General features: G+C 67.0%; 9 protein-coding genes. 5 read left to right on the top strand and 4 right to left on the bottom strand.

The genetic code is table 11. From position 1 onward, the window contains the following. The first annotated feature begins 90 nt into the window (after positions 1-90). The 5 genes from GTH33_RS10410 to GTH33_RS10390 all read left to right on the top strand — a co-directional run bounded on the left by GTH33_RS10410 (position 91) and on the right by GTH33_RS10390 (position 6,646). Positions 91-2,271: a TonB-dependent receptor gene (locus GTH33_RS10410; RefSeq protein ID WP_243848297.1), complete on the top strand. Its 2,181-nt coding sequence runs from the start codon at positions 91-93 to the stop codon at positions 2,269-2,271. 4 nt (positions 2,272-2,275) lie between these two features. Then, positions 2,276-3,676 (top strand): FAD-binding oxidoreductase, encoded by a 1,401-nt coding sequence (locus GTH33_RS10405; RefSeq protein WP_163958341.1) that lies wholly within the window; start codon positions 2,276-2,278, stop codon positions 3,674-3,676. Positions 3,677-3,825: 149 nt separating this feature from the next. Next, positions 3,826-5,112 (top strand): MFS transporter, encoded by a 1,287-nt coding sequence (locus tag GTH33_RS10400; RefSeq protein WP_163958340.1) that lies wholly within the window; start codon positions 3,826-3,828, stop codon positions 5,110-5,112. A 62-nt stretch (positions 5,113-5,174) separates the two neighbouring features. Next, a complete protein-coding gene (locus GTH33_RS10395) occupies positions 5,175-5,918 on the top strand; it encodes a helix-turn-helix domain-containing protein (RefSeq protein ID WP_163958339.1) in 744 nt (247 codons plus the stop codon). Further along, positions 5,915-6,646 (top strand): FadR/GntR family transcriptional regulator, encoded by a 732-nt coding sequence (locus GTH33_RS10390; RefSeq protein WP_163958338.1) that lies wholly within the window; start codon positions 5,915-5,917, stop codon positions 6,644-6,646. The genes GTH33_RS10395 and GTH33_RS10390 overlap by 4 nt, the downstream gene beginning before the upstream one ends. Here GTH33_RS10390 and GTH33_RS10385 read toward each other — a convergent pair. From GTH33_RS10385 to GTH33_RS10370, 4 genes are read right to left on the bottom strand one after another with little or no spacing between them, the layout of a single operon-like run. Then, on the bottom strand, positions 6,643-8,157 hold the full coding sequence (locus tag GTH33_RS10385; RefSeq protein ID WP_163958337.1) for a tryptophan halogenase family protein: 1,515 nt from the start codon (positions 8,155-8,157) through the stop codon (positions 6,643-6,645). The genes GTH33_RS10390 and GTH33_RS10385 overlap by 4 nt on opposite strands. After that, positions 8,154-9,182 (bottom strand): cupin-like domain-containing protein, encoded by a 1,029-nt coding sequence (locus GTH33_RS10380; protein WP_163958336.1) that lies wholly within the window; start codon positions 9,180-9,182, stop codon positions 8,154-8,156. The genes GTH33_RS10385 and GTH33_RS10380 overlap by 4 nt, the downstream gene beginning before the upstream one ends. Further along, on the bottom strand, positions 9,175-9,876 hold the full coding sequence (locus GTH33_RS10375) for a SapC family protein (RefSeq protein WP_163958335.1): 702 nt from the start codon (positions 9,874-9,876) through the stop codon (positions 9,175-9,177). Before GTH33_RS10375 ends, GTH33_RS10380 begins: the two co-directional genes overlap by 8 nt. Positions 9,877-9,933: 57 nt before the next feature. Next, complete coding sequence (locus tag GTH33_RS10370; RefSeq protein WP_163959903.1) at positions 9,934-13,215, bottom strand: TonB-dependent receptor; 3,282 nt, start codon at positions 13,213-13,215, stop codon at positions 9,934-9,936. Positions 13,216-13,346: the final 131 nt, after the last annotated feature.

Here is a 13,346-nt window from a genome sequence, read left to right as displayed (position 1 = left end):
CAGCCGTAGAACCTTTCCGATAGGTGGCGAAAGGCGCACAATCTTTCTGACAGGTGGGCGAAGACTCACCGGCCGTAGAGAGGATCACCGATGCGTCTTCACACCCTGTTCGCCGCCTCCACCGCGATGGCGCTGGCCCTGCCCGCCGTCGCGCACGCGCAGGTCGCCGAAGCACCCGATGCGACCGACACCGCCCCTGCGGGCAAGGCGGTCGGCGCAGGCCCGCAGACGGGCGACCAGGACATCGTCGTCACCGCCCGCAAGCGGGCGGAGACGTTGCTGGATGTGCCGATCGCCGCCACTGCGATCAGCGGCAACACGCTGACCGAACGCGGCATCAATTCGGTGCGCGAGGCGGCGACGCTGACCCCCGGCCTGAATATCACCAGCGACGGATCGGGCCGCGCCTTCGTCTCGATCCGCGGCGTCGGCGTGACGCTGGTGCAATCGGTACAGCCCGGCGTCGGGCTGTTCATCAACGGCATCTACCAGCCCAATACATCGTATCTGAACAATCCGCTGCTCGACATCGACCGGATCGAGGTGCTGCGCGGTCCGCAGGGCACGCTGTACGGCAAGAACACGCTGGGCGGCGCGATCAACGTCATCACCCGCCAGCCGTCCAACGAAACGGAGGCCCGCGGCAATTTCAGCTTCGCCGGGCCGGACGACAGCTTCCTCGCCAGCGCCTCGGTCAGCGGGCCGATCATCAAGGACGTGCTGCAGGTGCGACTTGCCGCCGGTCATCGGCAGCAGGACGGTTTCCTGCGCAACCCGCTGCTCGGCATCGACGCCAGCCCGTTCAAAACCGATTCGCTCAACGGCACGATCCGCTTCGTCCCAACAGGCGATGTGGTGCTGACGATCAACGGCTATTACGACTGGGTGAAGGGGGCCAACACGCCCTATGCCCGCGTCACCGGCCCGACCGATTATTCGCGGCTCGTCCAGTTCAACGTGCCGAGCCGGATCGAATATCGCTATCGCGGCGTCAACGCCCGGCTGGAAACGCCGATCGAGGCGCTCCATTCCAAGCTCACCCTCGTCGGATCGTATGACGCCCGCAACGGACTGTCGCCGAACGCCGATGCCGATTTCGGCCCGCTGGACATCGCGCGCGCCAACGGCACCGACCGGCTGCGCACCAAGACGGTCGAGACGCGGCTGGATACCGAGATCGGCAGCACGCTGAGTTCGTTGTTCGGCCTGTTCTACAGCCGCGAGGAGGCCAATGCCTTTGATCGCACGCGGATCATTCCCGCCAATCTGACGCGCCTGACCAACAGCGCCACCAAGGCCGACACCTATGCCGCGTTCGGCACCCTGTTCTGGAAGCCGACGACGGCTTGGGAGGTGGCGCTGGGCCTGCGCTACGACCACGAAAAGCGCCAGGCCGACGGCAACGTGTCGATCAGCGTCGGCGCGGCGACGCTGCCGACCACCGTCACGACCGCACAGTTGAAATCCAACCAGGTCGAGCCGCGCCTGTCGGTGACGCGCCATTGGTCGGGCGAACTGATGACCTACGCCTCGGTCGCGCGCGGTTATCGCGGCGGCGGCTTCAATGCGCCGACCGCGCCGATCCGCCAGTACAAGGGCGATAGCGCGTGGACGTACGAGGTCGGCACCAAATACGTCTCGGCCGATCGCAAGCTCAGCCTGGCGGGCGACGTCTTCTACAACGACTATAGCAATTACATCGGTCTTAATTCGATCGCCCCGGCGGCGGGCGGTGGCCTGGTCACCGTCGACCTCAATTCGGGCGACGTCGAAAGCTACGGCGCGGAACTGGAAGCGACGCTGCGGCCGGTCAGCAACTGGTCGATCAACGGCAGCGTCACCTACATCCACGCCCGCCTGACCGATTCCTCGCCCTATACGCTGGTGACGGGGCGCACGCTGTCGTCGGACCGGCTGACCTTCCAGCCCGACTGGACCGGCAATCTCTACACCGACTACACCATTCCGCTGGGCGGCAGCGACAGCATGACGCTGACCGGCGGCGTCGTCGCCAAGGGCAGCCGCCTGGCCGCGACGCTGAATCAGACGACGCCGACGATCCTGCGCCCCTATGCGCTGGTCAATGCCGCGATCACCTATCGCAGCGGCCCGCTGGAGCTGGCGGTATTTGCCAACAACTTGCTCCAGAAGGACTATTTCGACGCCTATATCGAGAAGACGACATTGCAGCTTGCCGGGCTTCCGGCGTCGGACCTTGGCATCATCGGCGACCGCCGGCGCATCGGCGCCCGCCTCGGCTTCAGGTTCTGATCCGATGCTGATCGACACCAGCTTCGTCCGGGCGGAGCTCGACCCCGCCTTCATCGGTGCCTTGCGCGAACGGTTCGGCGCCAGCCTCAGCATGTCCGCATCGATGCTGGAGCAACATGGGTCGAACGAGGCGCATTTCGACGTCGTGCTGCCCGACGCGGTCGTCTTCGCCCGGTCGACCGAGGATGTCGTCGACCTGGTGAAGCTGTGCGTCGACGCCGGCGTGCCGATCGTGCCGTTCGGCGCGGGCACATCGATCGAGGGGAATGCGGTGCCGGTGCGCGGCGGCGTCAGCGTCAACCTGGGCGAGATGAACCGTATCGTCGCGGTCAACCCCGAGGATTTCGACTGCGTGGTCGAGGCAGGGGTCCGGCGCGAGCAATTGAACGAGCACCTGCGCGATACCGGGCTGTTCTTCCCGATCGATCCCGGGGCCAATGCGACGATCGGCGGCATGGCGTCGACACGCGCCAGCGGCACCAACGCCGTCCGGTACGGCACGATGCGAGAGGCGGTGCTGAGCCTGAAGGTCGTCACCCCCGACGGCAACGTCATCACCACCGCACGACGCGCGCGCAAGTCGGCGGCGGGATACGACCTCACCCGATTGTACGTCGGCAGCGAGGGCACGCTGGGCATCATCACCGAGGTGACGTTGCGGCTGCATCCGATTCCCGAAACGATTTCGGCGGCGGTGTGCGGCTTTGCCACCCTGGAGGGGGCGGTGAATACCGTCGTCCAGTCGATCCAGTCCGGCGTGCCGCTGGCGCGGGTCGAGATCCTCGACGACATGCAGATCCGCGCGGTCAACGCCTGGTCGAAGCTGTCGCTGCCCGAGGTGACGACGCTGTTCTTCGAATTCCACGGATCGCCCGGCGGCGTCGCCGAGCAGGTCGAGATGGTAAGCATGCTCGCCGCGGAAAACGGTGGCGGCAGCTTCGATTGGTCGAACCTGCCCGAGGAACGCGCGAAGCTGTGGAAGGCGCGGCACGAGGCCTATTATGCCGCGGTGGCGCTGCGTCCCGGCGCGGTGGGCTGGGCGACGGACGTGTGCGTCCCGATCAGCCGCCTGCCCGAATGCATCACCGCGACCAAGGCGGACCTGGCCACGGCGAGCGTCCCGGCGACGATCCTGGGCCATGTCGGCGACGGCAATTTCCATGTCATCTTCGCGATGGACCCCACATCGGCACCGGAACTGGCCGAGGTGCAGGCGATCAACGCCCGGCTGGTCGCCCGCGCGCTGGCGATGGACGGCACCTGCACCGGCGAACACGGCATCGGCATCGGCAAGCAGGAATGGCTGGTCGAGGAACTCGGCGACGCGGTGGAGGTGATGCGGGTGCTGAAGCGCGCGATGGACCCCAAAGACCTGTTCAACCCAGGCAAGATCTTCAGCCTGTGAAGCACGCGCGTCACCCGTCCTCATTCTCCCGTCACCCCGGACGTGTTCCGGGGTGACGAACGATGTCGGGCGCCTCGCCGGCAATGGGTGAGGGTGAGGTTGCCGGTTCGACCCCGACGCTTGCCAGCTCGACATCTCAAGGAACCCCCATGTCCACCCCGTCCTTTTCCCGCTCGCTGCTGCCCCTTCTCGCGCTCGCGCTGGCGATGGCGATCGGGTTCACGATGATGGCCTCGTTCGGCACGGTGCAGGAGGGGGCGAAGGCCGAATTGCACCTTAGCGACTATACGCTGAGCCTGATCCAGGGACTGAGCGCCGCGCTGCCGCTGGCCCTGTTCTCGATCCCGATCGGCATCTGGGTCGACCGGCACAACCGGGTGCGGATCATGATCGTGCTGGTCGCGACCTTCGTCCTCGGCACGCTGCTGACCGCATTTGCCCACAGCGTGTGGCTGCTGTTCGTCGCGCGCATGCTGACCGGGATCGGTACCACCGGCGCGCTGACCGCGGCGCTGTCGCTGTGCGCCGATCTGTGCGCGCCGACGCAGCGCGGGCGGGCGCTGCTGATCGTCAATTTGGGCAAGTCGCTGGGACAGGCGCTGGCCTTTGCCTTGACCGGCGTGCTGTTCGGCCTGTTCGCGCATGGCGGCGCGCCGGACTGGTTCTGGCGGGCGACGCCGTGGCGCAGCGCGCATCTGGCGCTGGCGGTCATCGGCGCGATCGCGACCATCCCGCTGTTCCTGTTGCGCGAACCGGCGCGGCACGAGGTCGCGGCCAGCAGCCACGCGCCGTTTCGCATCGTCGCCGGCGAATTATGGGCGCGGCGCGGGTTCCTGCTGCCGCTGTTCATGGGTCAGGTGAGCGTGGTGATGGCCGATGCCGCCGCCGCGATCTGGGCGGCGCCGGTGCTGTCGCGCAGCTTCGGCCTGCAGCCCGACCAGTTCGCCGGATGGATGGGCCCGGTGATCTTCGTCGCCGGGCTGCTCGGCGCGATCGTCGGCGGATTGTCGGCGGACTGGGGGCAGAAGAGCGGACGCCACGGCGGCCTGCTGATCGGCGCGGTCGCCGCCGCCGCGGTCGGCATTCCCGCCGCGCTGTTCCCCGTCGTGCCGTCCGTGCCGCTGTTCGGGGCCGCGCTCGGCACGTTGATCCTGTGCGGATCGGTCACCGGGGTCATCACCTCCGTGGCGCTGACCGTGCTGATCCCCAACGAACTGCGCGGCCTGTGCATCGGCGCGTTCATCGCCGTCGCCGGCCTGATCGGCTTCGGCCTGGCACCGACGCTGGTCGCGGCGGCGAGCGGGCTGTTCGGTGGCGAATCGCATCTGGATCAGGGGCTGGCGGCGGTGGGTGCACTGACCAGCGTGCTGTCGCTGATCGCCTTCATCGTCGCGATGCGCAGCGCACCGGTATCTGCTGTCGAACAACCTATATGAAAGCTGTTGCCAAAGCTATCGGATAGGTGCACCATTCTGCCAACGATGCGAAAGGGGGCAGGATGAAAGCGCGGATCGAGGTGTCTCCGGAAATGGTCGCCTTCGTCGGTGATGGTCCCGTCCCGGCGGCGGACTGGCCGGCGGATGCGGTCGGCTTCGGCTATCGCGTCGCCCCGGCGACCTTCTTCTTCCACCCCTGCCCCACCGCCGCCGACCTTGGCGATGCCGATATCGCGTTCGTCGTGGCGGCAGAGGCGTGCGACCGGGTGTTCGACGGCGCGCCCGCCCTGCCCGGCCTGTGGCACCTGCCCAGCGACATGCGCGTCATCGCGCTCGCCATCCAGCAATGCCGTCTGCCGAGCAATGCGGCGACGACGCTGCGGGTCGCCAAGTGCATCGAGCTGCTGTGCGTGACGTTCGAGAAGCTGGGCGAGGCCACGCTGGTGGCCGCCGACGGCGCCGGCGCCCTGTCCGCGGCGGAGGCGCAGCGGATCGCCGATGCGCGTCGGCTGATCGACGAACGCTGGAACGAGAAGCTGACGCTCGATACGATCTCACGCGCGTGCGGGCTGAACCGGGCCAAGCTGACCCGCGGCTTTCGATCGATGTTCGCGATGAGCGTGGCGGATGCGATCACCGACCGTCGATTGGGCGGTGCGCGCGATCTGTTGCTGGCGACGGACCTGCCGGTATCGTCGATCGGCTATCGCTGCGGCTACCTCAACAACGCAAGCTTCACCCGCGCCTTCTCGCGCCGCTTCGGCCAGGCGCCGACGCAATTCCGCAACCGGCAGCTGGCAGCATGAGCGCGCCGCTGGCGGGATCGCTGGTCGACCAGGCGGTCCGCCGCATTCGCGACCATATCCGCGACTGCGATCTGAAGGTCGGCGACACCCTGCCCGGCGAAGGGCAGTTCGCAGCCGATCTGGGCGTCAGCCGCGCGGTGATGCGCGAGGCGTTCGGCGCGCTCGCGGCACTGCGCGTGATCGATGTGGGCAACGGGCGCAAGGCGCGGGTCGGCGCGATGGACGGATCGGTGATGGCGTCGTCGATCGACCATGCCGTCGCCACCGCGCAGATCACGACGGGCGAGGTGTGGGACGTACGCCGCACGCTGGAGTTGCGCACCGCCGCGCTCGCCGCCGAGAACCGCAGCGATGCCGATGCCCGGACGATCGCCGACCATGCGCGGCAGATGGCGCTGATCGGTGACGACCTGGACCAGCTGATCGGCCATGACATCGCCTTTCACCAGGCGATCGCGCAGGCGGGCGGCAATGCCCTGTTCCACCAGATCGTCCGATCGTTCGAACAGCTGATGCGCATCGCGGTCCCGACCGCCTGGCGCACCCGCGAGACGCTGGACCAGCGCGAGGCGGTGTTCAACGTCCACCGCAATCTTGCCGGTGCCATCGCCGACCGCGATGCCGGCGCGGCGGAAGATTTGATGGCGGCGCATTTCGACACGTCGATCAGCGACATCTTCCGCGCCGAACCCAAGGTGCGCGACGGCGGCCGGCTGATCCGCCGTTAGGCCTGCGCCATTGCAGCGGAGGCGCCGCAGTGGCGCGCGACGAAGTCGCCGTGGCGCGGCAGGGCGCGCAGGGTCTGCGCGATTCCGCCGGTGAGACTGTCGAACGACGCCTTTAGGTCCGCGGGCGGGATGACGCTGGCGATGCGGTGATGACCGCGTGGCTGCACGCCCTGCCCCAGCAGCACCGACACCCAGGAATCGATGCGGAACAGATCGTCCTGACCCTGCCACGCACCCGCGCTGGCCCGGAACAGATCGATCCGTTCCATCAGGCTGTCCGGCACCCGCATCCGCGCACAATCCGTCCAGAAGGGCGAATCCCGTCGCTGGGTGACGTGATAATGCAGGATGATAAAGTCGCGGATATGCTCCCATTCGTAGCGCGACTGCGCGTTGAAGCGGGTGGCGAGCGCCGTATTGTCGTCGCCGCGGAACGGGAACAACTGGATCAGCCGCGTCACCGCATTCATGATGAGGTGGATGCTGGTCGATTCGAGCGGTTCGATGAACCCCGCCGCCAGCCCGAGCGCAACGCAATTGCGGTTCCAGCTTTGCCTTCGCATGCCCGCGGCGAAGCGGAGCGGCCGCGGTTCGAACAGGGGCCGGCTTTCCAGACCCGCGAGCAACGTCGCATGCGCCTGATCATCGCTCATGTAGCGGCTGGCATAGACGAGGCCGTTGCCCACGCGGGTCTGCAATGGTATCTGCCAACGCCAGCCGGCATCATGGGCGATCGCGCGCGTGTACGGTACCGGCGGCGCCACCGACTCCGTCTGCACCGCGAGCGCGCGGTCGGTGGCGAGCCATTCCGACCAGTCGTCGTAGCCGGTGGCCAGCGCCCCTCCGGTAAGCAGCGCGCGAAAACCGGTGCAATCGATGAAGAGGTCGCCCGCGATCCGTTCGCCAGAGGCAAGGACGAGCGCGGCGATGTCGCCGCCTTCGCCGTCACGCTCGACCCGTTCGATCCGCCCTTCGACCCGGCGTACGCCCCATGGCTCGGCCAGCCCGCGCAGGAACCGTACATAGGCGGTGGCGTCGAGGTGATAGGCATAGGCCAGGGCATTCTGTTCGTCCTGGCCGAACAATCCCGCCGCAGCCGCCTGCTGTTCCAACGAATAGTCGCCATAGGCCCCGCCGAAGCCGCGCCTGCGCGCCTCCAGCCAGAAATGCTGGAAATCCGCAATCATGACAGATCGCCCGACGCTGCCGAACGGATGGAAATAGCGGTCGCCGACCTGCCGCCAGTTCTCGAACGCAATGCCGAGCTTGAACGTCGCCTGCGTCGCCCGCATGAACGCCGCCTCGTCGATGCCCAGAAAAGCGTGGAAGCCGCGTGCGGTCGGGATCGTGGATTCACCGACCCCGACGGTGCCGATCTCGTCCGATTCGACCAGCGTCACCGTGACGAGCGGCCCGAGTTGGCGGATGAGGGCGGCGGCGGCGATCCAGCCAGCGGTGCCGCCGCCGGCGACGACGACGCGGGTGGGCTCGGGGCGATCGGGATCGGTCATCGGTTCAGCCGGTGCAGGAGGTAGGCGCGCAACTGGCGGGCGCCGGCCTCGTCGAGCGGTGCCAGCGGACCGCGCGCGGCCTCCGGCAGATGCGCGGCGACCGCCGCTGCATCGCCGAAGAGGTAATGGTCGAACATCGCGCGCCACGCCTGCCTTTCATGTGCCGGCCGGTCGCGCAGGCTGAGCAGGCCATGAAGGATCGTGTCCATCGGCGTATCCATGAACGCCGGCGCGGCGTTCCACCAATAGTTCACCAGCACATTGAAATCGTCCAGCGCCTCGACATGGTGCCACCACAGCGCCGGGTAGACGAGCACGTCCCCCGCCGCCAGGTCCGCCACCGATCCGGCCGCGACCGCATCCGCGAACCGGGGATAGCGATCGAGGTCGGGCGCGGCGAAATCGACCATGCTGACGACCTGCCCGCCGGGGGTCGGGGCGAGAGGGCCGGGATAGAGGTTGGCGACCTGTTCCGGTGGAAACAGCGTGAAGCGGCGCCGGCCAACCGCGCAGACCGCCACATTGTTCGACATGTCGTGATGCGCCGAGGCGATCGTGCGGTTGCCGATCCAGATGCTCGCGAGCGGCGGATGCCGATCGAACAGGTCGCCCACGGGTATGAGCGCGTTGTCGGCGCGGAAACCGGGCAGATAATCATCGAGGTCGGTCGAGCCGAGATAGAGCGAAGGCGCATCGGCCGCGCCGATCTGGCCGAGCAGGCGGTCGAGGAACGCGCCGAGTCCGGACCGTTCGGCCGCGAAGTTCATCGCGGTGGCGGTGGCATCATAGTGGAAGCGGCCGCGGATCGCGGGATCGCCGACATAGCTGGTGACCGGGCGGCCAACGTCGAAGCTGCGCAGATAGGCGGCTGCCTCTTGCGGCGAACCGCGGCCGGCACGGACCAGCGGCCAGTCGGCGGCACGGCCGCGCAGGATCACCGGTTCGTCCGCAGCGATCAGCGCATCGAGATCGAGCGCGGCATCGGTTTCGCGCACCGGCCGCGACACGCGCAGGCGCTCAGCCACCGGCTTCGCTGCGCAGCTTGCGATCGATCAGGTGGCGCAGATTGCCGAGCGACGAGGCGATCCACATCGCCGACCGCAACAGGTCGGCGCGATGCAACCGTTCGAGCGCGTCGCCGTCGAGCGCCGCGAGCCGTCCGGCATCGATCGTCCAATGATCGGGAATATTGTAGCGCCGCCCCTCGCCCAGATCGAGTTGCAGCGTCGCCGGTTCCAGCAGGCCGGCGGCGTCGAAGGCCGCGAACATCGCCTGTTCGGTCTCTAGCCCGACATAGATGCGCTGGAGCATCGCCGACACGTGATCGAGCAGCGGCGCGTTGCCGCCGAGTTCGCGGAAGACGGGTTCACCGTCCGCCACGATGCGCGGATCGTCGATATCCACATAGACCATCGGTTCGCCGTCCGCATCGACGCCGATCGAAAAGGGACCGCGTGCGCGCGTCGCCGGGACGTAGCGCGCGTCCCAGCGTTCGCCATCGAGGAACAGGTTCTCGTCGGGGTCGAGGCCGAGCAGCACCGTCGCATACAAGGCGCCGGCATCGTCGCGGCGCAGCAAGATGGCGTATTCGCGCTGCAATTCCTCGAATTCGGCCGGGAATACGCGGGTCTGGTTGATCGCATCGCCGTAGCGCGCATGGTGACCGACCGCGACGCGCAGGTCGCGATGGTCGACGTTGTTGAGCAGGACGGAAGCCATGGACCCCTCTTAGCCGAAGAAGGCCGCCCGTGTGAGCGACCTTCTTCGGGCCAACGGTCAGAACCGGTAGCGGGCGCCGACCAGGTAGCGGGCGGAGCCTTCCGCCAGATACCAGATGTTGCTTTCGTCGCGGCCGTAGGACCGCACGCCCTCTTCGGTCAGGTTGATCGCCTCGAAACCGAGCGAGAAGCGTGGCGTCAGGTCGAAGCTCACCGACAGGTCGAGCTGGCCGTAGGGTGCGGTGAAGACCGGATTGCGATCGCCGCCACGGTTGATCCCGCTGAGGAACTTGTCGCGCCAATTGTACGACAGGCGGGCGGAGATACCGCTCTTGTCGTAGATCAGCGTGGCGTTGGCGGTGTCGGACAGGCCGACCAGCGCGAACGTGTTCACCGTCGGATCAGCCGCGATGTCGATGCCGATGTTGCCCCGGACGAGCGTGTAGCTCGCCGCCAGGCCGAAACCGGTATTGCCGAGGAAATACTGGCCGGCGAGTTCGACGCCATAGATATGGGCATCGCGGTTGTTGATCGGCGTGTTGACCGCGAAGTTGAACAGCGGGTCCTGCGCATTGGCGGTGATGTCGTACTGGCCCAGGATCTGGTCGACGAAGCCCTGGTTCAGCGCGCGGTTTTGGACGTTGTAATTGGCCCCGAACTGCGCGTTCGTCGCCGCGACGTTGCCGCCGTTCTGCTGGAGCAGCGCGGTATAGGTGAACAGGTTCACATCGGTGATGTCCGCGCCGAACGTGCTGGTCAGCTGCTGGCGTGCGGTGCCCGAGCGCGTGCCGGCCGCACCCGAGGTCGGATCGCGCAGGCCGAACAGCTGGCGGTTGACCACCGTGTTGCCGATGAAGTTGCTCACCTTCTTGTCGAAGAAGCCCGCCGACAGGAACACGTCCTTGCGCGGATACCATTCGACCGAGACGTCGATGTTGCGCGACGACAGCGGATCGAGGTCGGTGTTGTGCGCCGTGCCGGTCGCGATGCCGCCGATCGCGGTCGGACGGCCGGGCGCGCCGACGTTGGTCGAGGCGAACAGGTCACCATAACCGGCGCGCGAGATCGTCTTGCTGAACGAGGCGCGGGCGAAGAAGTTGTCGAACACCTCGATCTTGGCATCGATCGACGGCAGCCAGTTGCTGTATTTGCCGTTCGACGTCAGCGTCTGGCGATCGGCGGTGTTGGCGACGAAGAAGTCGTTGTCGGCGGTCCAGACGATCGCCGTCGGGACCGGCTGCAGCGACACCGCGCGCACCTTGGTATTTTCATAACGGACACCGGCGACCAGCTGCGCTTCGCGATCGAACAGCTTGCCGCTCCACGACCCCTGCAGATAGCCGGACCAGATGTCTTCCTTGACCCGGTTGTCGTCGTTGGCGTCGATGTTGTTGGCGTGGTTCACGCCGTCGTTGGTGACGCCGATGTAGTAATTGTAGAGCGAGTTGTAGAGCTTGGTCGCATCCTCGGTCCGGAACGCGACGAGCGTGTTGGCGTCCGCCTTCGGATCGTTGTGCTCGAACTTGCAGACTGCGCAGAACTGGAAGACCTGGCCCGGCGCGAGACGTGCGACGTCGGGCGGCAGCGAGTTGCCCCAATCGCCCAGCACCTGGCGCGTGTTATACTGGGTCTGGCGGGTCTTGGTCGTGCGATAGTTGCCGCCTGCATCGAAGCGCAGCTGGTCGGTCAGCTCCCACCCGGCATCGGCGCGCAGTTCCTTGATCCGCTGCGTCTGGTTCGACGCGAACTGGCGCTGCACCGCGCTGGACAGATCGCCGAGGTCGATCACGCCGTTGCCGTTACCCTTGGTGAAGAGCTGGCCGCTGGGCGTCGTGCTGGTCGTGCGATCGTTGATCGTCAGCGTCTGCTGCGGGAAGCCGTCCTTGCCGAGGGTCAGCGAGTGGGCGGCGACGACCGGCGCGTTGAACGCGACGGTGGTCGAGGTCTGTCCGTTGGGATTGTCGGGCGCGCTGTCGGCACGGCCGATGTGGCCGTCGACGGCAAAGGTGAAGCGGTCGCTAGGCTTCCATTCGATGTTGCCGCCGAAGTCGTACAGCTTGTTCTTCTGCGCGCGATACGCCTGTTCGAACGCCTCGTCCTTCACGCCGTTGATCGTTTCGGCGAGGAAGCTGGTGGTGGCGATGCCGTTGCTGGCGTCGTCGAACGTCACTTCGCCGAAGGGGCGGTTGAACCAGTTCGACTGGGTCGAGCGCCGCTCGGACTGGCGCAGCTGCGCATACAGGCCATCGGCGGTGAAGGTGAGCGTGTCGGTCGGGCGGAATTGCAGGATGCCCTGCCCGTTGATGCGCTCGCGGCTCGCTTCGGAGAAGTGATAGCGCGAATCGTTGGGGACCGAGACGAGCACGTTGTTGGTCGGCCGGTTGTTGATCTTCGTCGCTGCATTGACGAAGCCGTTGGCGGGATTGAGGAAATCGGTCAGCGACCGGATGTTCCAATTGTCCGGCGCGACGCTGGCGAAGCTGAAGTTGCGCTTCTGGTAGCTGCCGAACAGCGACACGCCGAAGCGCTGGTTGGGATCGCTCCAGCTCGCGGTGCCCGACACTTCGGGGGTGACGCGGGCGCCGCAATCGTAACAGTCGGACGAGCTGTTGTCGTAGCTGCCCTTGACGCCGATCGAGCCGAGCAGGCCGCTTTCGCGCGCATCGAGGGGGCGGCGGCTGACGACGTTGATGGTCGCGCCGATACCGCCCGACGGGATCGCGGCGCGCCCGGTCTTGTAGGTTTCGAGCGTCTTCACCCCTTCGGAGGCGAGGTTGGAGAAGTCGAACGACCGGCCGAAGCCGCCGGCGCCATCGCCGCCCTGGTCGCCGCCGACGGCGACGATGTTCGACGTCGCCAGCTGGCGGCCGTTGAGCGTGACGAGGTTGTATTGCGCGCCGAAGCCGCGGACGGTGACCGTCGAGCCTTCGCCGTTGCGGCGGTCGATCGAGACGCCGGTGATGCGCTGCAGCGATTCGGCGAGGTTGGTGTTGGCGAACTTGCCGATATCCTCGGCGCTGATCGCATCGACGACGCCGAACGATTCCCGCTTGATCGCGATCGAGCGTTCCAGCGAGGCGCGCACGCCGGTGACGACGATTTCCTCAGGCCCGGTGTCAGGCACAGCGTTGGTCGGGCTGGCCTGACCGGGCGTGGCGGACTGGCTGGTCGTGTCGGCCTGCGGCGTGCCCTGCTGCGGATCGGCCGGTGCGGTCGTCGACGCCTGCGCATCGGCCGGCACCGTCTGGGCAGCGACGCCCGTTGCCATCGCGAGCCCGGCGGCCAAGCCGAGCATCGACGTCGATCGCACGAGCGCGGCCGACAGCTTCATCCCCTTCATCATCCGTCCCCTGTTTACCCGGCAGCCGTTCTTCGCGGCGACTGCCCGGGTGTGGCATAGTACTTTACCAATGCCGTCTCGTACCGTGACCGACATCGATGTCAACGGGTTTTCGGCGCCCGCGCCGTTAT

The organism is Sphingomonas insulae (assembly GCF_010450875.1).
In the GTDB taxonomy this organism is placed as follows: Bacteria; Pseudomonadota; Alphaproteobacteria; order Sphingomonadales; family Sphingomonadaceae; genus Sphingomonas; species Sphingomonas insulae.
This window is presented reverse-complemented; position numbering and strand designations above follow the sequence as displayed.

Excerpts from the sequence above, each read along its gene's own strand:
- GTH33_RS10410 (WP_243848297.1), top strand. The coding sequence starts at position 91 with ATGCGTCTTCACACCCTGTTCGCCGCCTCCACCGCGATGGCGCTGGCC.
- GTH33_RS10405 (WP_163958341.1), top strand. The coding sequence starts at position 2,276 with ATGCTGATCGACACCAGCTTCGTCCGGGCGGAGCTCGACCCCGCCTTC.
- GTH33_RS10400 (WP_163958340.1), top strand. The coding sequence starts at position 3,826 with ATGTCCACCCCGTCCTTTTCCCGCTCGCTGCTGCCCCTTCTCGCGCTC.
- GTH33_RS10395 (WP_163958339.1), top strand. The coding sequence starts at position 5,175 with ATGAAAGCGCGGATCGAGGTGTCTCCGGAAATGGTCGCCTTCGTCGGT.
- GTH33_RS10390 (WP_163958338.1), top strand. The coding sequence starts at position 5,915 with ATGAGCGCGCCGCTGGCGGGATCGCTGGTCGACCAGGCGGTCCGCCGC.
- GTH33_RS10385 (WP_163958337.1), bottom strand. The coding sequence starts at position 8,157 with ATGACCGATCCCGATCGCCCCGAGCCCACCCGCGTCGTCGTCGCCGGC.
- GTH33_RS10375 (WP_163958335.1), bottom strand. The coding sequence starts at position 9,876 with ATGGCTTCCGTCCTGCTCAACAACGTCGACCATCGCGACCTGCGCGTC.
- GTH33_RS10370 (WP_163959903.1), bottom strand. The coding sequence starts at position 13,215 with ATGAAGGGGATGAAGCTGTCGGCCGCGCTCGTGCGATCGACGTCGATG.